Below are 22,620 nucleotides of genomic sequence, written 5' to 3' on the forward strand. Positions count from 1 at the left end.
CTGGTTCCCACTTTTCGGGATCATGCTCTGGATCATTCAGTCTTTGCCGGGCGGCGCAGCCTGACGATCAGAACCGCGGCAAGAGCCGCCGCCAAGCCATACCAGGTGAAGGCATATTGCAGATGAGAGTTCGGCAGGTCGATGATGGTGACGCCGCCGACCGGCAGCCCGCCCGGGTTCGGCGTCTTGTCGGCGTCGATGAAGATCGGCACCAGCACGGCACCGGCCGGCAGGCCGGCACTCGCCGCCATGACGTCACGATCCTTCCAATAGAAGATGTTCTTGGCCACGTCATTGTCGGGCAGCATCATCGACGGCTTGGCCGGCAGCGGGTTGCGCGCCAGGCCGGTGACCGTGACCTTGCCGGTCACCTGCCCTTGCGGGCGCTTGGCGGCATCCTTGAGATCATAGGGAACGAAGCCGCGGTTGATCAGGACATAGCGGCCCTCGTCGAGGGCCAGCGGGGTATAGACGTTGAAGCCGGCGTCGCCGTCCCATGTGGCGTAGAAATGCCGCTCGCCGGAGTGCAGGAACGTCCCGCTGACGGTGACCGGCGTGTAATCGACATCACCGGTGGCGGCGAATTCCTTCTCGACGTCCGCCAGCGGCCGCGGCGCTGAATGGGTGCGCTGGTCGATGGTCTGCAGAAGGGCTTCCTTCCAGTACAGGCGCTGCACCTGCCATGTGCCAAGCCCGAGCAGGATGACGAACACCACCAGGCCGAGGCCGAGCAGCAACGCCGTCTTCGGCCGCGAACGGCCAGCGGGCTTGGTCAGCGCCTCGCTCATTGCCCCTGGTCCAGGCGGCCTTCGGCCGCCTTGTTGGCGTATTGAAGCGTCAGCAGCACACCCTTGATCAACCTCAGCGCCGTCAGGCACAGTCCCACCGCCAGCGGTATCCAGATGATGAAATGCAGCCAGAGCGGCGGGCTCAGCGTCACCTCCACCCACAGCGCCAGCCCCACAACGATGAAGCCGATGATCAGGATGACGAACACCGCCGGGCCGTCGCCGGCATCGGCGTAGGAATAGTCGAGGCCGCAATTGTTGCAGCGCTTGCCGACGGTGAGAAAGCCGGAAAACAGCCGTCCTTCGCCGCAGCGCGGGCAGCGTCCGTGCAGGCCGGCCGAGATCGGCTCGATGGGTGGCCAGATCGCCCTATCTTCACTCATGGATAGTCATGCTTTACGGCTCGATTTCGATCAGCGTTCCATCCGGCACCATAGTCCAGATTTGGTCCATGTCGCAGTCGGTAACCCCAATGCAGACCATCGGTCCAGTCGACCAATTGAAGCAGCCAGCCCGACCAGCCGTATCCGTTGGCCATTGATGGGCGCCGAAAAGACGAAAGGCGACCGCGTTGCCGCGACCGCCCTTCTGATTTGTCGGTTCGGTGAAAGCCGTCAGTGGCCTTCGATCACCGCGCCGACCGATCCCCAGACGTAGATCGATGCGAACAGGAACAGCCAGACCACGTCGACGAAGTGCCAGTACCAGGCAGCCGCCTCGAACCCGAAATGCTGCTTGGGCGTGAAGTCGCCTTTCCAGGCGCGGATCAGGCAGACCAGGAGGAAGATGGTGCCGATGATGACGTGGAAGCCATGGAAGCCGGTCGCCATGAAGAAGGTGGCGCCGTAGATGGAATCCTTGAAGCCGAACGGAGCGTGCATGTACTCGTAGGCCTGCACCATGGTGAACAGCATGCCGAGGCCGACGGTCAGCACCAGGCCGTTGATCAGGCCCTTGCGGTCGCCATGGATAAGCGAATGGTGCGCCCATGTCACCGTGGTGCCCGACAGAAGCAGAATGATGGTGTTGTAGAGCGGCAGATGGAAGGGATCGAGGACTTCGAGACCCTTCGGCGGCCAGACGCCACCAGTGAAAGCGGTGCGGGCGTAATTCTGCACTTCGCTCGGAAACAGGCTGGCATCGAAATAGGCCCAGAACCAGGCAACGAAGAACATCACTTCCGAAGCGATGAACATGATCATGCCGTAGCGCAGATGCAGCGACACGACGCGCGTGTGGTGGCCCTCATGCGCTTCCTTGATGGTGTCCGACCACCAGGCAAACATCGTGTAGAGGACGATGACGAGGCCGATGAAGAACAGCCATGGATTGGCGATGTTGTGGCCGAAAATCGGGAAATCGCCGTTCTTGAGATACTGCATCAGGGCGACGCCGCCGACTGCAGTCACCAGTGCGCCTATCGACCCCAGGAAGGGCCACGGGCTCGGGTTGACGAGATGGTAGTCGTGTTGTGGTTTTGCGTGCGCGTCTGCCATATCAACCCCCGAGATTTGCTTCGGTATCTGAAACTTTGCTGCTGCTGTCCGGCGTCGATGACGCCACCGGCTTGTTCTTTTGGACCGGGAACATCGTGTAGGACAGGGTGATGGTCTTCAAGTCCTTCAGTTCCGGCACGTTGACGATATCGGGATCCACATAGAACACGACCGGCATGTCCAGCGTCTCGCCGGGCTTCAGCGTCGTGTCGGTGAAGCAGAAACACTCGACCTTGTTGAAGTAGGGGCCCGCCAGTTCCGGCTGCACGTTGAAGGTGGCGCGGCCGGTAACGGCGCGGTCGAACTTGTTGGTGGCGCTGTAATGCGCCTGCGTGGTCTCGCCGATCTTGATGGTGACCGAACGGGCGACCGGCTGGAACTGCCACGGAATGCCGTTGGTGTTGGCGTCGAAGCGCACGGTGATGTCGCGGTCGAGGATGCGGCCGGCATATTGCTTTTCGGCGCGCTGCGTCGTGCCGCCATAGCCGGTAGCCTGGCAGAACATCTTGTAGAGCGGCACCGCGGCGTAGGCCATGCCGATCATGCCGCCGAAGAAGGCGACGCAGACCGCGGCGACGGCGCGGTTGGTGTTCTTCTTCCTGGGATCGGTCACGGTCTGGCGGGTCATCATCGGCCTCATCCGGTATGGCCGAATTTCACGATGGTCGCGACGTAGAAGATGACGACCAGAATCGCCAGCGCGACGCCGATCGCCGCCGAACGGTTGCGCCGCGCCTTCTTCTGGCTTTCGGTCAGCGTGACCAGTTCAAGCTTCTTGTCGATCATGGTCATGCTCCACCGATGGCCAAAGCGCGACCGACGACACAGTCGGCAAGATAGATGGCGAAGATGGCGAAGAGGTAGAGCAGCGAATAGGCGAACAGAGCCTTGGCCGGCTTCATGACGCGGTCGCTATCGGTCATGCACACCACTTTCCAGGCATACCAGACGAAGCCGGCGCCGAGAGCGACTGACGCGACGCCATAGAAGGCGGTGGCGAAACCGAGCACCCAGGGCAGCACGCCGATCGGCGCCAGGATCAGGGCGTAGGCAAAGATCTGGCGGCGGGTCGAGGCCTGGCCGGCAACGTTCGGCATCATCGGGATGCCAGCCTTGGCGTAGTCGTCGGACTTGAACAGCGCCAGCGCCCAGAAGTGCGGCGGCGTCCACAGGAAGATGATCAGGAACAGGACGAGGCTTTCCAGGCTCACCGTTCCGGTCACCGCGGCCCAACCGATGACCGGCGGGATGGCGCCGGCGGCGCCGCCGATGACGATGTTCTGCGGCGTCGAGCGCTTCAGCCACATCGTGTAGACGACGGCGTAGAAGAAGATGGTGAAGGCAAGCAGCGCCGCCGACAGCCAGTTGACCAGTACGCCCAGCGTCATCACCGACAGCACCGAAAGCACAAGGCCGAAGCTCAGGGCTTCGCCGGGCAGGATGCGGCCGGAGGGTACCGGGCGGCCGGCGGTCCGGCTCATTACTGCGTCGATGTCGGCGTCGTACCACATGTTGAGCGCACCAGAGGCGCCGGCGCCGATGGCAATGGCCAGGATGGCGATCACCGCCAGCAGCGGGTTGATGGTCACGGGCGCAGCGACCATGCCGACAAAGGCCGTGAACACCACCAGCGACATGACACGCGGCTTCAGCAGGGCGAAGAAATCGCCCGACGTGGCTTCCGACATGCGAAAGCCCGCTTCGTCAATCATTGGGTCGTCGACAAGGGCCATGCGTACATAAGTCCAATAATTCCGTTGGCCGAAACCGCCGGCGGGCCGGCGGTTTCGTATTCGGGCTGCCTTACTTGATCTTCGGCAGCTGTTCCCACTGGTGGAAGGGCGGCGGCGAAGGCAGCTGCCATTCGAGCGTCGTTGCACCCTCGCCCCACGGATTGGCGCCGGCGACGCGCTTCTTCTGGAAGGCCTCGAACACGCCATAGAGGAAGATCACCACGCCGACGGCCGATATATAGGAGCCGTAGGACGACACCATGTTCCAGCCGGCGAACGCGTCGGGATAATCGATGGTGCGGCGCGGCATGCCGGCCAGACCGAGGAAATGCTGCGGGAAGAAGATCAAATTGACGCCGACGAAGGTGACCCAGAAGTGGGTGTTGGCGATCACCGGCGAGTACATGTAGCCGGTCATCTTGGGGAACCAGTAGTACCAGCCGGCGAAGATGGCGAAGACCGCACCCAGCGACAGCACATAGTGGAAGTGGGCAATGACGAAATAGGTGTCATGCAGCGAGCGGTCGAGGCCGGCATTGGCGAGCTGGACGCCGGTGACACCGCCGACCGTGAACAGGAAGATGAAGCCCAGCGCCCACAGCATTGGCGTCTTGAACGAGATCGAGCCGCCCCACATCGTCGCGATCCAGGAGAAGATCTTCACGCCTGTCGGCACGGCGATGACCATGGTGGCAAAGACGAAGTAGCGCTGCGTGTCGAGCGACAGGCCGGTCGTGTACATGTGGTGCGCCCAGACGATGAAGCCGACGGCGCCGATCGCGACCATGGCGTAGGCCATGCCGAGATAGCCGAACACCGGCTTCTTCGAGAAGGTCGAGACGATGTGGCTGATGATGCCGAAGCCCGGCAGGATCAGGATGTACACTTCGGGGTGACCGAAGAACCAGAACAGATGCTGGAACAGGATCGGATCACCGCCGCCATCCGGGGCGAAGAAGGTGGTGCCGAAATTGCGGTCGGTAAGCAGCATGGTGATGCCACCGGCCAGAACCGGAAGCGACAAGAGCAGCAGGAAGGCGGTGATCAGAACCGACCAGGCAAACAGCGGCATCTTGTGCAGCGTCATGCCCGGCGCGCGCATGTTGAAAATGGTGGTGATGAAGTTGATGGCGCCCAGGATCGAGGACGCGCCGGCAATGTGGATCGACAGGATCGCCAGATCCATGGCCGGCCCGGGCTGGCCGGAGGTCGACAGCGGCGGATAGAGCGTCCAGCCGCCGCCAACGCCGTACGCGCCGGGCGCGCTCGGCATGAAAGCCGAAGCGATCAGCAGCAGGAAGGCCGGCGGCAGCAGCCAGAACGAGATGTTGTTCATGCGCGGGAAGGCCATGTCAGGCGCGCCGATCATGATCGGCACCATCCAGTTGGCGAAGCCGCCGATCAGCGCCGGCATGACCATGAAGAAGATCATGATCAGTGCGTGCGCGGTGCCGAAGGCGTTGTACATGCTCTTGCCGCCGTCGATGGCGGCATCGCCGTTCATGCCGTAGACCATCTGCGCCAGACCGGTGAATATCTGGATGCCCGGCTCCTGCAGCTCCATGCGGATGACGACCGAAAGCGCGCCGCCGACGATGCCCGCGAAAATCGCGAAGATCAGGTAGAGCGTGCCGATGTCCTTGTGGTTGGTGGAGTACACCCACCGGACCCAGCCGTGATAGGGCTTGTGGTCGTGGTCGTCGTGAGCTGCAGCTTCTGCCATGGTCGGCTCCGTTCCCTAATTCTTGCTAACCCGCGGCATCAATTGCCGGCGGCCGCTACCTTGTTGGTACCGTCGACCTCGGCCATCAGCGCCTTGTTGGCGCCGGGGAGGTCGGTCTTGGCTGCTGCCAGCCAGGTCTTGTACTGCGCATCGGATACGACGCGGACGGCGATCGGCATGAAGGCATGGTCCTTGCCGCAGAGCTGCGAGCACTGGCCGTAATAGATGCCTTCCTTTTCCGCCTTGAACCACGTCTCGTTGGTGCGGCCGGGAACCGCGTCCATCTTGATGCCGAAGGCCGGAACGGCAAAGGAATGGATCACGTCGGCTGCGGTAACCAGGACGCGCGTCATGGTGTTGACCGGCACGACCAGCTCGTTGTCGACCGCCAGCAGGCGCGGATAGACCTTCCGGTCTTCCTTGCCGATCGCGGCGCGGTCGGCGTCCTGCAGGATGGCCGAGTTGAAGGAGAGCGTGTTCTCGGTCTGGTACTCATAGTCCCAGTTCCACTGATTGCCCGTTACCTTGACGGTCAGCTTGGCCTCTTCCGGCGGCGTGTACTGCGCCGTCAGCAGCTGGAACGAGGGAATGGCGATGAACAGCAGGACGACGACCGGCCCGACTGTCCAGATGATCTCGATCAGCGTGTTGTGGCTGGTCTTGGACGGAACCGGGTTTTTGCTGGCGCGGAACCTGAAGATGCACCAGGCGAGAAGCGCCAGAACCAAAGCAGTGATCGGGACGACGAACCACATCGTGTAGTTCCCGAACCACTCGATCTGCCGCATCATGTCTGTCGCCGGCGGCTGAAAAGTCATCTCCCACGGCTGCGGCTGGGCCGCATGGGCGGAGGCACCGGCGAAAAATGCGGCGGCGGCGCCTGCCGTTGCCATCAATTTGGCGCTTGCTGGGAATTTTCTCATCGCCCTCTTCATCTCCCGGTTCCTCGCGATCGCGACGCAAGAATATCGAACAATGCCGGGATGGGAATCCCGGACAGTCCCAAGGGTGGTTCAAACCATACTCTATTTCCCTCCGCAAGAAAGGAGCGGGCGAAACCGTGCGGCATTTTTGCGCGCAAGTGCTGCCGCGCTGTTTCGACGGCCTCGTGGCCCGCGCGGGTCGTCGACAGACAGGCTATGCGGGCTTGTGTCCGGAATGCGCCCGACGGTCGCAATTCGGGCGAATTTGCTAGGGAAAAGCGCATTATTGCGCCTGCCGGGGCTGACCGGCGGTCGCCCTATCCTTTACTTGGCCTTGGCGCGGCTTAAAGTGCCGTGATTCGCAATGGAGCCGTCATGACCTCTTGGCTTTCGAGAAACGCCTGGCATTCGAAGAGCGCCTGGCATTCGAAAAGCGCTTGGCTTTCGAGAAGCGGGGCGAAGGTCGTTTTTCTCGCCGCCCTGATCGGTATCGGCTCGTCCGCAACCGGCGTCGCCAATGCAGCGCAGCCCAGCGGCACGGTCAAGTCAACGCATGGCGCGTGGTCGATCATCTGCGACACGCCGGCCGGCGCCACCTCGGAACAATGCGTGATGATGCAGAACGTCGTTGCCGAGGATCGCCCGGAAATGGGACTGTCCGTCGTCGTCCTGCGCACCGCCGACAACAAGGCCGAGATCCTGCGCGTGCTGGCGCCGCTCGGCGTTTTGCTGCCCAATGGCCTGGGCCTCAATGTCGACGGCAAGGATATCGGCCGCGCCTATTTCGTGCGCTGCTTCCAGGACGGCTGCTATGCCGAGGTCATTCTCGAAAAGCCGCTGCTCGATACGCTGAAGACCGGGACGTCGGCCACCTTCATCGTCTTCCAGACGCCGGAAGAAGGCATCGGCATCCCCGTCGACCTCAAGGGCTTCGCCGACGGTTTTGCCGCCCTGCCCTGAGCTTGATGCTTGCGAAACCGTTTCCTGACGCACAATTCCCACGGGTTTGATTGTTGGCTGTGGGGGTCATCATGCGTGCTTTTTCTTTGCTTTTTTCGACCGGTCTGATCCTGACCGGCGCCGTTTCCGTCGCCTTTGCCGAGGATACCGAAATCATCACGGCGCCCGATCCGGCCGTCATTTTCGAGCTTGCGAAAGGCTATGGCTCGGCCAAGATGGACAAGGATGACGGCGGTGATCCGATGATCTCCGGCCGGCTCCAGGGCATGAAATATGTGATCTACTTCTATGGCTGCGAAAACCATGAGAAGTGCAAGTCTATCCAGTTCTCCTCGGGCTATACCGACCCCTTCACGGCCGACCAGGCCAATGAATGGAACAAGAAATACCGCTGGGTGAAGGCCTTTTCCGGTGATGGCTCGAACTTCAAGATGGATGTCAGCTTCAGGGGCGGCATCACTAGGGCCAATCTTGAGGAACAGTTCTCGAACTGGGACTCCATGACCAGCGACATCAACGAGTTCGTGAACGAGAAATAGGCCGCGAGCATTCCACTGGCCGGCTGCGAATCTTCATTGCGGATTGTGCAGGCGCGTCTTCGCGCCTACATCGTGGCAACAACCATTCCTCCTGTGAACGGACCTGCCATGAACAGCCTGATCGGCCAATTCGACATTTCAGACGATCGCATCAAAGAGATCGTCGCCGAGACCCTCAACGGCGCCGATGACGGCGAGCTGTTCCTCGAATACAGCGAGAGCGAAGCGCTGATGTTCGACAATGGCAAGCTGAAGACCGCCAATTTCAACACCGACCAGGGTTTCGGCCTGCGCGCGGTGGCCGGCGAGGCCAGCGGCTACGCCCATTCCAGCGATCTTTCCGAGGCCTCACTGCTGCGTGCGGCGGACGCCGTCTCGACCGTCAAGGGCGGCTACTCCGGCACGCTTGCCGCGGCCCCTGCCCGGACCAACCGCCATCTCTATGGCGACGAGAACCCGATCCCCTCGCCTTCCTTCGAGGTCAAGGCCAAGCTGTTGCAGGAGATCGACGCCTGGCTGCGGGCCGAGGATCCGCGTGTGCGCCAGGTGACGGCCTCGCTCGCGGCGTCCTGGCAGCATGTCGAGATCGTGCGCGCCGATGGCCAGATGGTGCGCGACATCCGCCCGCTGGTCCGCATCAACGTTTCGGTCGTGGTCGGCGACGGCGACCGCCAGGAGAGCGGCTCCTATGGCATGGGCGGGCGCAAGGCGTTCGGCGAGTTCCTGATCGAGGAGAGCTGGAAGCATGCCGCCAAGGAGGCGCTGCGCCAAGCCCTGGTCAATCTCGAAGCCATCCCGGCGCCGGCCGGCACCTTCGACATCGTGCTGTCCAGCGGCTGGCCGGGCGTCATGCTGCATGAGGCCGTCGGCCACGGGCTGGAGGGCGACTTCAACCGCAAGAAGACCTCAGCCTTTGCCGGCTTGCTTGGCCAGCAGGTCGCGGCCAAGGGCGTCACCGTGGTCGATGACGGCACCATGCCCGAGCGGCGCGGCTCACTCACCGTCGATGATGAAGGCACGCCCTCGGCCCGCAACGTGCTGATCGAGGACGGCAAGCTCGTCGGCTACATGCAGGACCGCCAGAACGCCCGGCTGATGGGTATGAAGGCGACCGGCAATGGCCGGCGCGAAGGCTATGCGCACCAGCCGATGCCGCGCATGACCAACACCTACATGACTGCTGGCGACATGGAGCCGGACGAGATCATCGCCTCGGTCAAGAACGGCATCTATGCCGTCTCCTTCGGCGGCGGCCAGGTCGACATCACCTCGGGCAAGTTCGTGTTCGGCTGCACCGAGGCCTACATGATCGAGAACGGCAAGGTGACCCAGCCGATCAAGGGCGCCATGCTGATCGGCAACGGGCCGGATGCCATGCACCGTGTGTCGATGATCGGCAACGACATGAAGCTCGACAACGGCATCGGCATGTGCGGCAAGGCCGGACAGGGCGTGCCAGTCGGCGTCGGCCAGCCGCATCTCAGGATGAACCAGATGACGGTCGGCGGCACCAGGGTTTGAGCGAGGAGACGTCGGCGGGCTTGAATAGTTCCCCTCACAGGGATATCTTACCTTTGTCTTACACAAGGGTAATACCGCAATGGGTGCAATAGAAAAGCTTATAACGACCGTCTCGACCAAGGGACAAGTCATCCTGCCCAGCGCTATCCGCAAGCGGAGGGACTGGGGCGCGGGCACGCGCCTGCAGGTCGAAGACACACCGGACGGTGTACTTTTGAGACCGGCGCCTGCCTTTGCCCCGACACGACCAGAAGATGTCTTTGGTGTCCTGCCGCACAGTGGCAGACCGAAGACCTTGGAGGAGATGGACGCGGCCGTCCTTGCTGAAGCACGGCGGCGCCATGCTCGCGATTGATACCAACGTTGTCGTCAGGTATCTGACGAACGACGATCCCGAGCAGTCCCCGCGAGCCCGGCGGCTGATCGACGGTCAGCCCGTTTTCGTCGCCGTCACGGTGATCCTGGAGGCTGAGTGGGTGCTGCGCAGCGGCTATGGTTATGATCAGGCCTCGATCGTCAATGCACTGCGGGTGTTCGGCGGGCTTCCCACTGTCGAGATAGAGGATGCTGCGATGGTCTCTTCCGCGGTCGATCTAGCCGAGACGGGAATGGATTTCGCCGATGCGCTCCATCTGGGCAAGTCCTCGCACTGCTCAGCATTTGTGTCCTTCGACCGTAAGTTCATCAAGGCCGCACAAGCGGCCGGGTACGAAAGCGTTCGCGAAGGCTAGTTTGCCAGCCGGCTACGTCTTGCGGGGGGCGGCAAACTCAAGCACGGCCTTGTGAAAATCGGCGGATTAACGTCGCCGTTTCGGCTTCTCCAGCAGCGCCACGGCCTCGACATGCGGCGACCACAGGAACTGGTCGATGGGCGTGACGCTCTTCAAGATGTAGCCGCCGTCAATCAGGATGCGCAGGTCTCGTGCCAGCGTCACCGGATTGCAGGAGACGGCGGCGACGATCGGCACATCCGAGCGGGCGATCTGCTTCGACTGGTCCTCGGCGCCGGCGCGCGGCGGGTCGAAGACGACGCCATCGAAAGCATTCAGCTCCTTGAACGTCAGCGGCCGCCGGAACAGGTCGCGGCGTTCGCCGGTTACCCGCTTCAGGCCGGTGGCGAAGCGCGATCCGCGGTCGAGCGCCGAAAGGGCTGCCGCGTCGCCTTCGACCGCGTGGACTTCGGATTTGGCCGCCAGCCGAAGCGCAAAGCTGCCGCAGCCGGCGAAAAGATCCGCGACTTTCCTGGCACGCTTCAGATGTCCGCCAACGAGATCGGCCATCGTCTGTTCGGCGGCTTGCGTTGCCTGCAGGAAGGCGCCAGGCGGTATGGCGACAGCGACGGTGCCGAACATGACCACCGGCTTTTTCGGCTCGATGACAATCTCGTCGTCGATCGAAAGCCGGGCAAAGCCATTGGCCATGATGAAGTTGGAGGCGACCCGGCGCTGGTTCTCGCCCAGCTTGCCCGACTCATAGACAGCGACGTCAAGCCCCGAGCCCGTCACAGTGACCTCCATCCGGAACGATTTGGTGGTGGCGCAAACCAGGTCGGCGACCGACCTCAAGCGATCGAGCGCGGCAACGATCTCCGGCAGCGAGATCGGACATTCCTCGATGGGGATGATTTCCGGCGACAGATGGCGATGGAAGCCAAGCAGCATGCCTGTGTCGGCGCGCCTGGCGGCAAGCACGACGCGGCGGCGTGTGTGTGGCGCACACGGCACCAGGGCGCCGATGTCGCCGGCAATGCCTTTCAAGGCATGCACGACCTTGTCGCGTTTCCATTGCTGGTAAGCGTCGGCTTGCAGATGCTGGACGGCGCAGCCGCCACATTCGGTGAAATGCCGGCAGGCCGGATCGATACGCAGCGGCGACGTCTCCAATACCGCCATCAGCATGGCGCGATCCCTCTCGCGCGCGGCGGTGACGGTCTCGCCGGGCAGGGTGAAGGGAATGAACAGCTCGCCGGTTTCCGTCTCGGCGACGCCGTCGCCCTGCGAACCCAGTCTCTTGATGGTGAAGCCCGTGCTCATCGGTCCTTGGTCCCGGCATCCTTGATCCCGGCATCCTTGATCCCGGCAAGCAGGAATTCGCGGTTGCCGTCGCCGCCTTCGATCGGCGACATGTGCAGACCCAATGTACGCCAGCCAGGGACGCCTTCGAGCCATTCCTGCAGCAAGCCGGCCACACGGGCGGCGTCATAAGGGTCTTTCAACAGACCGCCCTTGCCGATTGCCTCGCGGCCGGCCTCGAATTGCGGCTTGACCAGAAACACCGCACGAGCGCCGTCCCGTGCCAATGCCAACGCCGATGGCATCGCCAGTTTCAACGAGATGAAGCTGACGTCGGAGACGATGAAATCCGGGATGCGGCCGCCGAGATCGGCAGCCGTGAGCTCGCGAGCGTTGAGGCCCTCGATCACGGTGACGCGCGGGTCGGACGAGACACCGGGATGCATCTGGCCGTGGCCGACATCGATGGCCGTGACATGGGCCGCGCCGCGTTCGAGCAGCACCTGGGTGAAGCCGCCTGTCGAGGCGCCGATATCGAGAGCTTCACTGCCCGCGGGATCGAGACTGAAATGGTCGAGCCCGGCGATCAGCTTCAGCGCCGCGCGTGAGACATAACCCTGCGCCGGGTCGTCGATGACGATGAGACAGCGCGGCAGAACCGTCTGGCCGGGCTTGCGGGCGACCACGCCGTCGACCATCACGGTGCCGCGCTCGACCGCGTCGCGGGCGCGCGAGCGGCTCGCAAACAGGCCGCGCTGGACGAGCAATTCGTCGAGCCGCTGGCGTGTGCTGGCTGGCAGAGGGGAGTTCATCGGCCTTCATGGCGAAAGCCGGCCGCGAAGGCAAGGACATTGGCATGGGAGGACGTCGAGACCCGGGCCGCAAGCCAGTCCGCCCGGTTGAATAGCGCAGCCAGTCCGGCAAGATGTAGAGGCTCAGGCAATGCGGAGGAAGACGAATGCTGACGGGAACCTGCCATTGCGGCGCCGCCCACTGGACGCTGGAAGGCGATCCCGGCCCGATCACGGCCTGCAATTGCACGCTTTGCCGCCGCTATGGCACGCTCTGGGCCTATGACTTTGTCGACGAGCGTATCCGGCTTGCGGGGCCTGTGCAGTCCTACACCCGCGCCGGCAAGGAGACGCCGTCGCTGGAAATCCTGTTTTGCCCGACATGTGCCTGTGTGCTTGCCTGGCGCGGTTTGCGCCGCAGCGACAGCAGCCGCACGCGTATCGCCGTCAATGTCAGGCTGGCACCGCCTGAGGCGGTCGCCGACCTGCCGATCGACCATTTCGACGGGCTGGACACTTATGACGACCTGCCGCGCGATGGGCGCTGCGTGCGCGATATGTGGTTTTAGAAGATCGTCCGTGAGACCTGCCGTTCAACGGCCGGCATCAGGCCGTCGCTTCCGTCATCTGAAGCCTGCTTGCGCGGGCGCTCGACAGCAACGACTGGTGCGTCCGGCACGACGACAAGCTGCGGCACCTGCTTGTAGGAAAAAGCGCCCCTGATATCGCCCATCTTGCGGGCGACGATGCCTGCCACCGCCTGTTCGAGCTTGCGGTCATAGCGCGTCTCGGCCATGGCCGGCGCGGCGATGACGGCCAAAAGGGCCGCGCCGCACAGAAGCGTTCGCATTGTTTTTAACTCCCTGCCTGGAGGCAGTTCTAGCAGGGCGGCGTTGAAAAACGGCCAAAAGAGACGGTAAGCGAAACGCCAAAGAGAAGCGTTAACAAAGTGTTAAGCTTGCACAGGCAACTGCTTCAGCTGCGTGAGGTTTGATTCAGGCGCGCTGCGCGCGCGCGGAATGGCCGAGCGCGACGAACACGGTGCGCACGATGCCGGCCGCGTCGAGCCCGGCATCGGCATACATTTTTTCCGGCTTGGCGTGGTCGGTGAACTCGTCTGGCAGCACCAGCGGCCGAACTTTCAGACCGCTTTCCAGCAAGCCTTCATGGGCGAGGAACTGCAGCACGTGGCTGGCGAAACCGCCGACAGCGCCCTCTTCCACCGTCACCAGCACTTCGTGCGAGCGGGCAAGACGGCGGATCAAATCCTCGTCGAGCGGCTTGGCGAAACGGGCGTCCGCAACCGTTGTCGACAATCCGGCCGCGCCGAGTTCCTCGGCCGCCAGCAGGCAATCCTGCAGCCGGGTGCCAAAGGACAGAAGCGCCACCTTGGTGCCTTCCCTGACGATGCGGCCCTTGCCAATTTCGAGCACCGAGCCGCGCTCCGGCATGTCGACGCCGACGCCATTGCCGCGCGGATAGCGGAAGGCGATCGGGCCTTCGTCATAATAGCCGGCGGTGCGCACCATGTGGCGAAGCTCCGCCTCGTCGGCGGCCGCCATCACCACGAAGCCCGGCAGCGTCGCCAGGAAGGTGGTGTCGAAGGCGCCGCAATGAGTGGCGCCGTCGGCGCCGACGAAACCGGCGCGGTCGATCGGGAAACGCACCGGCAGTTTCTGGATCGCCACATCATGGACGACCTGATCGTAGGCGCGCTGCAGGAAGGTCGAATAGATGGCGGCGAAGGGCTTGTAGCCCTCGCTGGCGAGGCCGGCGGCGAAGGTCACGGCATGTTGCTCGGCAATGCCGACATCGAAGGTCCGGGTCGGAAACGCTTCGCCGAACAAATCGAGGCCGGTGCCGTTCGGCATGGCGGCGGTGACGGCGACGATGCGGTCGTCCAGGCGGGCCTCCTGGACCAGGCTCTCGGCGAACACCTTGGTGTAGGCCGGCGCATTGGCCGGGGCCTTGGTCTGCGCGCCGGTGATGACGTCGAACTTGTTGACGCCGTGATATTTGTCGGCCGCGGCCTCGGCCGGCGCGTAGCCCTTGCCCTTCTGGGTCACGACATGGATCAGCACCGGGCCGTCGGCATGGTCGCGGACGTTCTTCAGCACCGGGATCAGATGCTCGAGATTGTGGCCGTCGATCGGGCCGATATGGTAGAAGCCAAGCTCCTCGAACAGCGTGCCGCCGGTGACGTAGCCGCGCGCATGCTCGACCGCCCGCTTGATGGCGCGGTCGGCGCGCTTGCCGAGATAGGAGGTCAGCTTCTTGCCGAAATCGCGCAGGCCAAGATAGGTCTTGCCCGACGCGAGCCGCGCCAGATAGGCGCTCATGGCGCCGGTCGGCGGCGCGATAGACATGTCGTTGTCGTTGAGGATGACGATCAGCCGGGCATCAAGCGCGCCGGCATTGTTCATGGCTTCATAGGCCATGCCGGCGGACATGGCGCCGTCGCCGATGACGGCAATGACATTGTTGTGGCCGCCCGAGAGGTCGCGCGCCATGGCCATGCCGAGGCCGGCGGAAATGGAGGTCGAAGAGTGCGCGGCGCCGAACGGGTCGTATTCGCTCTCGGCGCGACGGGTGAAGCCGGACAGGCCGCCTTCTTGCCTGAGCGTTCGGATGCGGTCGCGGCGGCCGGTCAGGATCTTGTGTGGATAGGCCTGGTGGCCGACATCCCAGATCACGCGGTCTTCCGGCGTGTTGAAGACATAGTGCAGCGCCACCGTCAGTTCGACGACACCGAGGCCGGCGCCGAGATGCCCGCCCGTATGCGAGACGGCATCGATCAGCTCGGCGCGCAGCTCCGAGGCCAGCTGCGGCAGCTCGCTTTCGTCAAGCTTCTTCAGGTCGGCTGGAATGCGGACCTTGTCGAGAAGCGGCGTATGCAGCGTTGCGTTCACTGTTAAAGGGCCTGCTCAGCTATAATGCGCGTCGATCATGGCGAAATATGCCTGCGTCGCCGGAATGTAAATGCGTGTCAGTGACGCGGCTGATGCTGACGTTAATTGTCCGGTAACGGAATGAACTCTTCCTCATCTCCAGGAACGATATCGAAGCGGCCCGTCTTCCATTCCTGCTTGGCCTGTTCGATGCGTTCCTTCGACGACGAGACGAAGTTCCACCAGATGTGGCGCGGAGAGCCGAGCGAAGCGCCCCCGAAGAGCATGAAATGGGCGCCGCGCTCGGACGACACGACGATCTCGTCACCAGGCCGGAACACCAGCAGCCGTTCGGCCGGAAAACGGTCGCCCGAAACCGAGACATCGCCGTCCAGCGTGTAGATGGCGCGTTCCTCGGCGTCGGCGGGAATTTTGACGCTGGCGCCGGGCGCCAGCCTCAGATCGGCGTAGAGCGTCTCGGTGTCGGCTCTTACCGGCGAACGCAGTCCCTGGAAATCGCCGATCACCACGCGGCCGGAAACACCTTCGGCGTCGATCTCGGGCAGAAGGAGCGCGGCCGTGTTCTCGAACACCGGCGCCACTTCCTCCTTGCCGTCGGGCAAAGCCAGCCATGTCTGCAGGCCGGAGACCGACATCGGCGCGCCGCGCAGTTCTTCGGGCGTGCGCTCGGAATGGACAATGCCGCGGCCGGCGGTCATCAAATTCACGTCGCCGGGCTGGATGACCATCTCGGTGCCGAGCGAATCGCGGTGCCTGATATTGCCGTCGAACAGATAGGTGACGGTGGAAAGCCCGATATGCGGGTGCGGGCGCACATCCATCGCCTGGCCGGCGCGCAAGATCGCCGGCCCCATGCGGTCGAAGAAGATGAAGGGACCGACCAGCCGCCGCTTTGCCGTCGGCAGAGCGCGACGAACCTGGAAGCCGCCAATGTCCTTGGCGTTTGGAATGACCATGAGCTCGATCTGGTCGCTGGCGAAGGCATCGCCAGGCTCAGGGTCCTTGCCGGGGAAGAAACTCATCTGGATGTCCTCAGGCGAAGCGGAGCGCCGATTTGGCTTTTGCCTTGGCCGCCACCTCTTCACGATTGCGCGGATGATGCGTGGTTTCCAGCGAATGCAGCAATTCATGCGCCGATTCGGCGATCGCCTCGACGGCACGGTCGAAGGCTGCCTGGTTGCGCTGCGAGGGGCGCGTCGTTCCGCTCAGTTTGCGCACGAATTGAAGGGCGGCGTCGCGGATCTCGTCATGGGTCGCCGGCGGCTCGAAATTGAACAGGGTCTTGATGTTTCTGCACATGCTTGAACTCCTATCTGCTTTATGCCCGCCCCATTCCACTACTCCGCGTCGAGCGGCTCCGTTCCCACCGGTTTGCCATCACGCGACAGCCTGATCTTCTCGACCTTGTCTTCGGCCGCCTTCAGCAGCCGGTCGCAATGGGCCTTCAGCGCCTCGCCGCGCTCATAGATCTTGATCGATTGGTCGAGCGGCACGTCGCCGCGTTCCAGATCATCGACGATCTTTTCCAGCGCGTCGAGTGCCTGCTCGAAGCTCATCGCCTTCACGTCTTCATTTGCTTCGCCAGCCATACTTTACCCCTTCATCAGCCGCCCGACATGGGCGGCGACCGAAAATGCCAGTCCCTGCAGATCGTAGCCGCCCTCAAGCAGGCTGACGAGCCGGTTGCCGCTGTGGCGCCCGGCGCGTTCCAGCAACTGGCCTGTCGCCCAGTCGAAATCGTCCTCGCTGAGGTTGATCTCGGCCAGCGGGTCGCGATGGTGAGCGTCGAAGCCTGCGGAAATGATGATCAGATCGGGCGCGAAATTGTCGAGTGCCGGAAGGACGCGCGACAGCAAGGCATCGCGAAACATGTCCGAGCCGGTCTGCGGCGCCAGCGGCGCGTTGACGATGTTGCCGGCGCCGGTTTCGTTTTTAGCCCCGGTGCCGGGATAGAGCGGCATCTGGTGCGTCGAACAATAGAGCACCGAGGGATCGTCCCAGAAGATGTCCTGCGTGCCATTGCCGTGATGCACGTCCCAGTCGACGATGGCGACACGCTCGGCGCCGTGTTTCTTCTGCGCGTAGCGGGCCGCGATCGCCGCGGTGTTGAACAGGCAAAAGCCCATGGCCGTGGTCTTTTCGGCATGATGGCCGGGCGGACGCGCGGCGACGAAGGCATTGGCAACGCTGCCCTCGAAAACATCGTCGACGGCAGCGTTGGCCGCACCGATGGCAGTGACCACCGCCTGCCAGCTTTTCGGGCTGGCGCTCGTGTCGGCGTCGATCGAGGCAATGCCGCTTTCAGGGATCGCGGCGCGGACGCGGGCGACGAAATCCTCGGGGTGGGCGTAGAGGATTGTGGCCTCGTCGCCTTGCGGCGCCGTTACCCGATCGAGTGCGGTGAAGGCCTCGTCGTCGAGCACGCGCTCGATAGCGCGCAAGCGGTCCGGCCGCTCCGGATGACCGGGGGGCGTCAGATGTTCGAGGAAGATCGGATGGGTGTAGAGCCTGGTGACCATGACCCGATATAGGCGCGCCCGGCCGCTTTGACCATGGTTTGACGCCGCACCGCCCCGACGTTCAACAGGGATTACACCCCGGGCGCCGGCTGCGTCCAGCGCGAGCCGCCGAAGGAGGCCAGCGCCTTATCCCTGAGTTCCCTGAACTTGGACGACCCCTCGGCCAGCCGCTGGTCCCATTCGGCGTTCGGCACCTGGCCTTCGATGGTCTTGAAATAGACCTGCATCAGGCAGGCTATGGCGAAGGGTTCGATGAAGGCCGCCTTGAAGGCCCAGGCAAGGAGGATGGCGAGCACGAAGGCCCAGCCGCCGAGCTGCCCCGGAATGAACCACATGATGGCGGCGGCCGGCGCCAGCATCAAAAGGAAGATGACGAAGGACACACCCCACATGATGACCGCCAGCCAGATGGCGTTCTTGACCATGGTCTTGCCGTTCTGGGCGTAGAGCACGACGCCTTGCCGGGCTGTCTCGAAGGGCGATGATGAATTGATGCGGATGTTGTAGCCGAGGATGATCTCGTCGACATAGGTCAGCGACAGGCGGATGACCGTATTGATGAAAGCGATCAGGCCGCCGAGACCCGGAATGGGCAGGAAGGCGGCGATGCCGCCGATCAGGCCGGTGATGGCGCGGATGGCGCCCTTGACCAGCTGGTCGACCACGAAAAGGATGTTGGCCTCGGCGAAACGCTCCTTCACCACGTCCTTGGCGTAGGCGATCTGGTCCTGCCCATTGGGAACGTCCCGGCCATCGATCAAATGGACCATGACGGCGATATGGCCGGCCTTGACGACGTAGAGGATGTATTCGCGGATCCAGTAGAGCGCGATCGAAACGATGCCGATGCCGACGATGCCGCCCCACAGTGCAAAGGAAAGCGGCCCGTCGGGATCGGTGGAGATATGGCCGACGCCATAGCCGACGGAGGCGCCGCTGCCGGTCGCCACGATATAGGCGAGCGTAATGCCGAAATAGACGATCATGCGAAAGACGATGAATGGCCATGTCCTGATCATGATGGACACCGACCTGCCGATTTCGAAATCCCACATGCGCCCGAATCTCCCCTCAGAGATGGACGGCGAGGATGAACCCGGGCCGGGAATTGTCAATCTCGGCAAATGCCGGGTCTGGGCCGACCAGATTTCAGGCCGGCTGCGAACCCTGTTTTTTGAGAAGCCCTTCAAGCAGTTGCTGGAAGGCTGCCACCACGGTCTTCGACGTCGCTTCGGGGTCGTTCGAATTGGCGATGCGCTGCGCCGCCTGGCTGCTGGCGCCGTTGATCAGCCGGGCGGCGGTTTCGGGGTCGACGCCGGGGACGACCACCCCCTCCTGCTGCAGAGCCGTCAGATGATCGGTCATCGAGCCGACGCAGGCATTGGCGTTCGGCCATTGCGCCGGATCGCCGAGCACAGCCGGACCGTCGCGAAACATGATGCGCTGGATTTCCGGCTCCAGCGCCATCTCGATATAGGTCGTGCATTCGTCGACGAAACGCTGCCAGCGGCTTGGCGCCCGCGACGCAATCTCATGGATGCGGACGGCCATCTCGCCATCGATTTCGGCGATGACGGCCTGCAGCAGGCCCTTCTTGTCGCCGAAATGATGATAGAGCGCACCGCGCGTCAGCCCGGCCGAGGCGGTGAAGTCGTCCATCGACGCGTCGGCATAGCCGATCGTGCCGAAAGCGTGGCGGGCCGCCGTGATCAGCTTGGCGCGCGTTTCGGCAATCATCTCCTTGCGGGGTCTGTGCATGGTTCTGGCCTTATTCACATACGCTTCGTATGCCAATTGACATACGCGGCGTATCGACTACCTATATTCATACGCACCGTATGTAATTGTCGAATTGGCCTTTGTCGAGGAACCAGCCATGCAAAACCCATACTCGGAAATCTTTCGTGCCCCTGGAGCCAAGGGGTTTGCCGCCGCGGGCTTCCTCGCGCGGCTGCCGATCGCCATGGCGCCGATCGGCATCGTGGCCATGCTGTCGCAGACACGTGGCGAATACTGGCTGGCGGGAGCTGTCTCGGCGACGTTCGCGCTGAGCAACGCTTTCGTGGCGCCGCAGATATCACGGCTGGTCGATCGCCTCGGCCAGACGCGGATCGTGGTTCCGACCACCATCCTCACCGTGCTCGCCTTCGCGGTGCTGATTGCCGCAGCCAATCAGGACTGGCCGGTGTGGACGCTGTTTGTGTCGGCACTGGCGGCCGCCGCCATGCCCAGCATGCCGGCGATGGTGCGCGCGCGCTGGACCGAGATTTTTCGCGGCCGGCCGCAGATGAACACCGCATTCGCCTTCGAATCGGCGGCGGACGAACTCGTCTACATTGCAGGCGCATCGCTGTCGGTGGGCTTGAGTGCCGCTCTGTTCCCGGAAGCCGGTGTCCTGGTCAGCACGCTATTCCTCGCCCTTGGCTCGGCAGCCTTCATCCTGCAGCGTTCGACCGAACCACAAGTGCGGCCGGTGAATCATGTCTCGAGCGGCTCGGCAATCCGGCTCAGGCCGGTGCAGATCATCACCTTCGCCCTGATCTTCGTCGGCGCCACCTTCGCGACGACGGAAGTGAGCACGGTGGCGATCACCAAGGAACTCGGCCAGCCGGGCGCCGCCAGCCTCGTCATCGGCGTCTATGCGCTGGGATCGTTCGTGCTCGGCCTCGTCGTCGGTGCGCTCAACCTGAAAGCGCCGCTGCAGCGCCAGTTGGCCCTCGCGGTCGCCCTCGTTGCGCTCGGCACATTGCTGCCGCTCACCGCCGACACGGTGCCGCTGCTGGCGCTGACCGTTTTCATCAGCGGCGTGGCGATCTCGCCAACCTTCATCACCGCCTTCGGCCTGATCGAACGCCACGTGCCGGAAGCGATGCTGACCGAAGGCATCACCTGGGTGATGACCGGCATCGGCATCGGCATGGCGCTGGGTTCGTTTGCCGCCGGCGCGGTGGTGGATGAGTTCGGCGCCAGGAACGGGTTCTGGGTCTCGGTGGTTTCAGGCACTATCGCACTGGTCACGGTGTTGGTGGGCCAGCGCAGCCTGGCCACCCGCGCCTGCGAGCTGGACGGCTGCGGTGCAGCCGCCGTTCCCGCGGAATAAACGCACAAGCGTCCGGTCGGGAACGCGGATCGGACGCAGCTTCTCCAAAGGAGCGCGGCTCCCTACGACTGTTCAAGCCTCTTGCGGATCTCGTTTCCATCGAGAACGACAACAGGACTTCCCAGTGTCTCAACCATATCCGGGTTCAGATGGGGTATGGTTTCAGCGCGCCCGACCATCGGCGGACATTCTCCGGCGCAATACACGACCGAGCTGGTGACACGCAGGATTTTCCACAGCGCTTCGTAGAGGCGCGGATCATCGGGCGGCCGCGCGACGGTGAAGCCTGAACATCGCGAGGCATCGCCGGGGTCGAAATTGAGATAGAGGTCGGCCGACGACGCATCGTCATAGGCGACGACCCAGCAGGTGAATTCAGGTTCACGCCTGGTGACGAACGGCGCGAAGGCATCCTCGACGATCGATGTGGGGAAGTAGCTCTCTTCGCCATCTTCAAAGCAATTGAGATAGGCCTCGAAGCTCATCCGACCGCCCCTGTCCCCTAGAAAATCTCGGTCTTGGCGATATGAATGCCAAAGCCCTCAAGCCCGACATAGTGGCGTTCGCGCGAGGCGATCAAATTGATCGAGGAGATGCCGAGATCCTTGAGAATCTGCGCGCCGAGGCCGATTTCTCGCCACTCGTTCTCACGGCGGCGGGCCTCTTCGTGGTCCTCACGGTCGGCACTCATCGGCCGGTTGCGCTCCTGATGGGCGACGCCGACCGAACCCTCTCGGAGGTAAACGATGACGCCGCGCTTGCGTTCGCCCATCGCCTTCATAATGGCGTCGAGCCGGTGGCTGGTGCCGAACACGTCGGTCACCACATCCTCCGAATGCAGCCGCACCGGCACGTCCTCGCCGTCACGGATGTCGCCGAAAACGACCGCGACATGGTGCATGGAATCCCAGGGCAGCGTGTAGGTAAAGACCTGTGCCTTGCCGCCGAGTGTGTCGATTTCGGAGCAGGCGACGCGTTCGACCAGCGTTTCCTTGCGCTGCCGGTAGGCGATGAGGTCGGCGACCGAGACCTGCTTGAGGCCGTGTTCCTCGGCAAAGCTCGCAACCTGCGGGCCGCGCTTGACGGTGCCGTCGTCATTGACCAGCTCCGAGATCACGCCAACCGGCGGCAGGCCGGCAAGTCTGCACAGGTCGACGGCGGCTTCGGTATGGCCCGAACGCATCAGCACGCCGCCTTCCCTCGCGATCAGTGGAAAAATGTGGCCGGGCCGCACGAAATCCGAACCGCCGACATTGCCGTTGGCCAGGTTGCGCACGGTCAGCGTGCGGTCCTCGGCCGAAATGCCGGTGGTGGTGCCATGCTTGAAATCGACGCTGACGGTAAAGGCCGTGGTGTGGGCGGAATCATTGTCGGCGACCATCGGCTGCAGATTGAGCCGCTTGGCCTCCTCGCGCGGCATCGGCGTGCAGACGATGCCGGAGGTGTGACGGATGATGAAGGCCATTTTCTCCGGGCTGCAATGCACGGCGGCAACGATCAGGTCGCCCTCGTTCTCACGCCCGTCATCGTCCATGACGACGACGATCTCGCCGCGCTCGAAGGCGCGGATGGCTTCGACGATTTTCTTCTGATCGTATGGCATTGG

General features: G+C 63.2%; 27 protein-coding genes. 7 read left to right on the forward strand and 20 right to left on the reverse strand.

Translation table 11 applies throughout. From position 1 onward, the window contains the following. Nucleotides 1-32: 32 nt before the first annotated feature. From NLY33_RS27510 to coxB, 8 genes are all read right to left on the reverse strand, one after another. On the reverse strand, nucleotides 33-788 hold the full coding sequence (locus NLY33_RS27510; protein ID WP_023706665.1) for an SURF1 family protein: 756 nt from the start codon (nucleotides 786-788) through the stop codon (nucleotides 33-35). Further along, nucleotides 785-1,171 (reverse strand): DUF983 domain-containing protein, encoded by a 387-nt coding sequence (locus NLY33_RS27515; RefSeq protein WP_023685423.1) that lies wholly within the window; start codon nucleotides 1,169-1,171, stop codon nucleotides 785-787. The genes NLY33_RS27510 and NLY33_RS27515 overlap by 4 nt, the downstream gene beginning before the upstream one ends. 231 nt (nucleotides 1,172-1,402) lie before the next feature. Continuing rightward, a complete protein-coding gene (locus tag NLY33_RS27520; protein ID WP_023668416.1) occupies nucleotides 1,403-2,284 on the reverse strand; it encodes a cytochrome c oxidase subunit 3 in 882 nt (293 codons plus the stop codon). A 1-nt stretch (nucleotide 2,285) separates the two neighbouring features. Next, nucleotides 2,286-2,912, reverse strand: coding sequence for a cytochrome c oxidase assembly protein (locus tag NLY33_RS27525; protein ID WP_023709656.1), 627 nt, complete (start codon nucleotides 2,910-2,912; stop codon nucleotides 2,286-2,288). An 8-nt stretch (nucleotides 2,913-2,920) separates the two neighbouring features. Beyond that, nucleotides 2,921-3,076 (reverse strand): cytochrome c oxidase system small membrane protein, encoded by a 156-nt coding sequence (locus NLY33_RS27530; protein ID WP_023668418.1) that lies wholly within the window; start codon nucleotides 3,074-3,076, stop codon nucleotides 2,921-2,923. Beyond that, a complete protein-coding gene (locus NLY33_RS27535; RefSeq protein ID WP_023708727.1) occupies nucleotides 3,073-4,017 on the reverse strand; it encodes a heme o synthase in 945 nt (314 codons plus the stop codon). The genes NLY33_RS27530 and NLY33_RS27535 overlap by 4 nt, the downstream gene beginning before the upstream one ends. 70 nt (nucleotides 4,018-4,087) lie before the next feature. Beyond that, nucleotides 4,088-5,740 carry a cytochrome c oxidase subunit I gene (gene ctaD, locus NLY33_RS27540; RefSeq protein WP_023668420.1) on the reverse strand — a complete coding sequence of 551 codons (1,653 nt, stop codon included), beginning with the start codon at nucleotides 5,738-5,740 and terminating at the stop codon, nucleotides 4,088-4,090. Nucleotides 5,741-5,778: 38 nt separating this feature from the next. Continuing rightward, nucleotides 5,779-6,675, reverse strand: coding sequence for a cytochrome c oxidase subunit II (gene coxB / locus NLY33_RS27545; protein ID WP_050485823.1), 897 nt, complete (start codon nucleotides 6,673-6,675; stop codon nucleotides 5,779-5,781). A 363-nt stretch (nucleotides 6,676-7,038) separates the two neighbouring features. Between coxB and NLY33_RS27550 the strand changes: the two genes are divergently transcribed. The 5 genes from NLY33_RS27550 (at nucleotide 7,039) to NLY33_RS27570 (ending at nucleotide 10,414) form a co-directional block, all read left to right on the forward strand. Continuing rightward, nucleotides 7,039-7,623 (forward strand): invasion associated locus B family protein, encoded by a 585-nt coding sequence (locus NLY33_RS27550; protein WP_023668422.1) that lies wholly within the window; start codon nucleotides 7,039-7,041, stop codon nucleotides 7,621-7,623. Nucleotides 7,624-7,694: 71 nt separating this feature from the next. Then, nucleotides 7,695-8,162 (forward strand): YbjN domain-containing protein, encoded by a 468-nt coding sequence (locus tag NLY33_RS27555; RefSeq protein ID WP_023708728.1) that lies wholly within the window; start codon nucleotides 7,695-7,697, stop codon nucleotides 8,160-8,162. Nucleotides 8,163-8,270: 108 nt separating this feature from the next. Further along, a complete protein-coding gene (gene tldD / locus NLY33_RS27560) occupies nucleotides 8,271-9,683 on the forward strand; it encodes a metalloprotease TldD (RefSeq protein ID WP_023708729.1) in 1,413 nt (470 codons plus the stop codon). A gap of 79 nt (nucleotides 9,684-9,762) precedes the next feature. Then, nucleotides 9,763-10,038 carry an AbrB/MazE/SpoVT family DNA-binding domain-containing protein gene (locus NLY33_RS27565; protein ID WP_081725433.1) on the forward strand — a complete coding sequence of 92 codons (276 nt, stop codon included), beginning with the start codon at nucleotides 9,763-9,765 and terminating at the stop codon, nucleotides 10,036-10,038. Beyond that, nucleotides 10,025-10,414: a type II toxin-antitoxin system VapC family toxin gene (locus NLY33_RS27570; protein WP_023687145.1), complete on the forward strand. Its 390-nt coding sequence runs from the start codon at nucleotides 10,025-10,027 to the stop codon at nucleotides 10,412-10,414. The genes NLY33_RS27565 and NLY33_RS27570 overlap by 14 nt, the downstream gene beginning before the upstream one ends. Nucleotides 10,415-10,480: 66 nt before the next feature. Here the strand turns inward: NLY33_RS27570 and NLY33_RS27575 are convergent, their stop codons facing one another. Both NLY33_RS27575 and NLY33_RS27580 read right to left on the reverse strand, forming a co-directional pair. Next, complete coding sequence (locus NLY33_RS27575; protein WP_023708730.1) at nucleotides 10,481-11,716, reverse strand: class I SAM-dependent RNA methyltransferase; 1,236 nt, start codon at nucleotides 11,714-11,716, stop codon at nucleotides 10,481-10,483. Next, nucleotides 11,713-12,507, reverse strand: a complete 795-nt coding sequence (locus tag NLY33_RS27580; protein WP_023708731.1) for a TlyA family RNA methyltransferase — start codon at nucleotides 12,505-12,507, stop codon at nucleotides 11,713-11,715. Before NLY33_RS27580 ends, NLY33_RS27575 begins: the two co-directional genes overlap by 4 nt. A 146-nt stretch (nucleotides 12,508-12,653) precedes the next feature. On the opposite strand from NLY33_RS27580, the gene NLY33_RS27585 reads away from it, so the two are divergent. After that, nucleotides 12,654-13,055, forward strand: coding sequence for a GFA family protein (locus tag NLY33_RS27585; protein ID WP_023668428.1), 402 nt, complete (start codon nucleotides 12,654-12,656; stop codon nucleotides 13,053-13,055). Here the strand turns inward: NLY33_RS27585 and NLY33_RS27590 are convergent. The 8 genes from NLY33_RS27590 to NLY33_RS27625 all read right to left on the reverse strand — a co-directional run bounded on the left by NLY33_RS27590 (nucleotide 13,052) and on the right by NLY33_RS27625 (nucleotide 19,672). Continuing rightward, a complete protein-coding gene (locus NLY33_RS27590; RefSeq protein ID WP_023668429.1) occupies nucleotides 13,052-13,336 on the reverse strand; it encodes a hypothetical protein in 285 nt (94 codons plus the stop codon). The genes NLY33_RS27585 and NLY33_RS27590 overlap by 4 nt on opposite strands. Nucleotides 13,337-13,481: 145 nt before the next feature. Then, complete coding sequence (dxs, locus tag NLY33_RS27595) at nucleotides 13,482-15,395, reverse strand: 1-deoxy-D-xylulose-5-phosphate synthase (RefSeq protein WP_023702019.1); 1,914 nt, start codon at nucleotides 15,393-15,395, stop codon at nucleotides 13,482-13,484. A 101-nt stretch (nucleotides 15,396-15,496) separates the two neighbouring features. Beyond that, on the reverse strand, nucleotides 15,497-16,417 hold the full coding sequence (locus tag NLY33_RS27600; RefSeq protein WP_023687141.1) for a pirin family protein: 921 nt from the start codon (nucleotides 16,415-16,417) through the stop codon (nucleotides 15,497-15,499). 10 nt (nucleotides 16,418-16,427) lie between these two features. Beyond that, a complete protein-coding gene (locus tag NLY33_RS27605; protein WP_023668432.1) occupies nucleotides 16,428-16,694 on the reverse strand; it encodes a DUF2277 domain-containing protein in 267 nt (88 codons plus the stop codon). A gap of 38 nt (nucleotides 16,695-16,732) precedes the next feature. Then, the gene (locus NLY33_RS27610; protein ID WP_023668433.1) at nucleotides 16,733-16,984 is read right to left on the reverse strand and encodes an exodeoxyribonuclease VII small subunit; all 252 of its coding nucleotides are present in this window, start codon (nucleotides 16,982-16,984) and stop codon (nucleotides 16,733-16,735) included. Nucleotides 16,985-16,987: 3 nt separating this feature from the next. Further along, complete coding sequence (locus NLY33_RS27615) at nucleotides 16,988-17,914, reverse strand: histone deacetylase family protein (RefSeq protein ID WP_023685412.1); 927 nt, start codon at nucleotides 17,912-17,914, stop codon at nucleotides 16,988-16,990. A gap of 71 nt (nucleotides 17,915-17,985) precedes the next feature. Beyond that, nucleotides 17,986-18,969, reverse strand: coding sequence for a hypothetical protein (locus NLY33_RS27620; protein WP_023708732.1), 984 nt, complete (start codon nucleotides 18,967-18,969; stop codon nucleotides 17,986-17,988). 94 nt (nucleotides 18,970-19,063) lie between these two features. Continuing rightward, on the reverse strand, nucleotides 19,064-19,672 hold the full coding sequence (locus NLY33_RS27625) for a TetR/AcrR family transcriptional regulator (RefSeq protein ID WP_023708733.1): 609 nt from the start codon (nucleotides 19,670-19,672) through the stop codon (nucleotides 19,064-19,066). A 118-nt stretch (nucleotides 19,673-19,790) separates the two neighbouring features. Between NLY33_RS27625 and NLY33_RS27630 the strand changes: the two genes are divergently transcribed. Beyond that, the gene (locus NLY33_RS27630) at nucleotides 19,791-21,014 is read left to right on the forward strand and encodes an MFS transporter (protein WP_023709369.1); all 1,224 of its coding nucleotides are present in this window, start codon (nucleotides 19,791-19,793) and stop codon (nucleotides 21,012-21,014) included. A gap of 62 nt (nucleotides 21,015-21,076) precedes the next feature. On the opposite strand, the gene NLY33_RS27635 is transcribed toward NLY33_RS27630, so the two are convergent. Both NLY33_RS27635 and ribB read right to left on the reverse strand, forming a co-directional pair. Next, entirely contained in the window at nucleotides 21,077-21,499 is a 423-nt protein-coding gene (locus NLY33_RS27635) for a hypothetical protein (protein ID WP_023685408.1), read from the reverse strand. 17 nt (nucleotides 21,500-21,516) lie between these two features. Beyond that, the gene (ribB, locus tag NLY33_RS27640) at nucleotides 21,517-22,617 is read right to left on the reverse strand and encodes a 3,4-dihydroxy-2-butanone-4-phosphate synthase (protein WP_023709368.1); all 1,101 of its coding nucleotides are present in this window, start codon (nucleotides 22,615-22,617) and stop codon (nucleotides 21,517-21,519) included. Between the last annotated feature and the right edge of the window lie 3 nt (nucleotides 22,618-22,620).

It is taken from the genome of Mesorhizobium sp. C432A (genome assembly GCF_030323145.1).
Taxonomy (GTDB): Bacteria; Pseudomonadota; Alphaproteobacteria; order Rhizobiales; family Rhizobiaceae; genus Mesorhizobium.

What these genes read in the sequence shown, in the direction of transcription:
- NLY33_RS27530 (WP_023668418.1), bottom strand. Translation starts at nt 3,076, where the DNA reads ATGACCATGATCGACAAGAAGCTTGAACTGGTCACGCTGACCGAAAGC.
- NLY33_RS27580 (WP_023708731.1), bottom strand. Translation starts at nt 12,507, where the DNA reads ATGAACTCCCCTCTGCCAGCCAGCACACGCCAGCGGCTCGACGAATTG.
- NLY33_RS27610 (WP_023668433.1), bottom strand. Translation starts at nt 16,984, where the DNA reads ATGGCTGGCGAAGCAAATGAAGACGTGAAGGCGATGAGCTTCGAGCAG.
- NLY33_RS27630 (WP_023709369.1), top strand. Translation starts at nt 19,791, where the DNA reads ATGCAAAACCCATACTCGGAAATCTTTCGTGCCCCTGGAGCCAAGGGG.
- NLY33_RS27620 (WP_023708732.1), bottom strand. Translation starts at nt 18,969, where the DNA reads ATGTGGGATTTCGAAATCGGCAGGTCGGTGTCCATCATGATCAGGACA.
- NLY33_RS27520 (WP_023668416.1), bottom strand. Translation starts at nt 2,284, where the DNA reads ATGGCAGACGCGCACGCAAAACCACAACACGACTACCATCTCGTCAAC.
- NLY33_RS27585 (WP_023668428.1), top strand. Translation starts at nt 12,654, where the DNA reads ATGCTGACGGGAACCTGCCATTGCGGCGCCGCCCACTGGACGCTGGAA.
- NLY33_RS27510 (WP_023706665.1), bottom strand. Translation starts at nt 788, where the DNA reads ATGAGCGAGGCGCTGACCAAGCCCGCTGGCCGTTCGCGGCCGAAGACG.
- NLY33_RS27555 (WP_023708728.1), top strand. Translation starts at nt 7,695, where the DNA reads ATGCGTGCTTTTTCTTTGCTTTTTTCGACCGGTCTGATCCTGACCGGC.
- NLY33_RS27570 (WP_023687145.1), top strand. Translation starts at nt 10,025, where the DNA reads ATGCTCGCGATTGATACCAACGTTGTCGTCAGGTATCTGACGAACGAC.
- NLY33_RS27535 (WP_023708727.1), bottom strand. Translation starts at nt 4,017, where the DNA reads ATGGCCCTTGTCGACGACCCAATGATTGACGAAGCGGGCTTTCGCATG.
- NLY33_RS27600 (WP_023687141.1), bottom strand. Translation starts at nt 16,417, where the DNA reads ATGAGTTTCTTCCCCGGCAAGGACCCTGAGCCTGGCGATGCCTTCGCC.
- NLY33_RS27525 (WP_023709656.1), bottom strand. Translation starts at nt 2,912, where the DNA reads ATGACCCGCCAGACCGTGACCGATCCCAGGAAGAAGAACACCAACCGC.
- coxB (WP_050485823.1), bottom strand. Translation starts at nt 6,675, where the DNA reads ATGAAGAGGGCGATGAGAAAATTCCCAGCAAGCGCCAAATTGATGGCA.
- NLY33_RS27575 (WP_023708730.1), bottom strand. Translation starts at nt 11,716, where the DNA reads ATGAGCACGGGCTTCACCATCAAGAGACTGGGTTCGCAGGGCGACGGC.
- NLY33_RS27625 (WP_023708733.1), bottom strand. Translation starts at nt 19,672, where the DNA reads ATGCACAGACCCCGCAAGGAGATGATTGCCGAAACGCGCGCCAAGCTG.
- NLY33_RS27550 (WP_023668422.1), top strand. Translation starts at nt 7,039, where the DNA reads ATGACCTCTTGGCTTTCGAGAAACGCCTGGCATTCGAAGAGCGCCTGG.
- NLY33_RS27605 (WP_023668432.1), bottom strand. Translation starts at nt 16,694, where the DNA reads ATGTGCAGAAACATCAAGACCCTGTTCAATTTCGAGCCGCCGGCGACC.
- ribB (WP_023709368.1), bottom strand. Translation starts at nt 22,617, where the DNA reads ATGCCATACGATCAGAAGAAAATCGTCGAAGCCATCCGCGCCTTCGAG.
- NLY33_RS27635 (WP_023685408.1), bottom strand. Translation starts at nt 21,499, where the DNA reads ATGAGCTTCGAGGCCTATCTCAATTGCTTTGAAGATGGCGAAGAGAGC.
- tldD (WP_023708729.1), top strand. Translation starts at nt 8,271, where the DNA reads ATGAACAGCCTGATCGGCCAATTCGACATTTCAGACGATCGCATCAAA.
- NLY33_RS27515 (WP_023685423.1), bottom strand. Translation starts at nt 1,171, where the DNA reads ATGAGTGAAGATAGGGCGATCTGGCCACCCATCGAGCCGATCTCGGCC.
- NLY33_RS27590 (WP_023668429.1), bottom strand. Translation starts at nt 13,336, where the DNA reads ATGCGAACGCTTCTGTGCGGCGCGGCCCTTTTGGCCGTCATCGCCGCG.
- NLY33_RS27565 (WP_081725433.1), top strand. Translation starts at nt 9,763, where the DNA reads ATGGGTGCAATAGAAAAGCTTATAACGACCGTCTCGACCAAGGGACAA.
- NLY33_RS27615 (WP_023685412.1), bottom strand. Translation starts at nt 17,914, where the DNA reads ATGGTCACCAGGCTCTACACCCATCCGATCTTCCTCGAACATCTGACG.
- ctaD (WP_023668420.1), bottom strand. Translation starts at nt 5,740, where the DNA reads ATGGCAGAAGCTGCAGCTCACGACGACCACGACCACAAGCCCTATCAC.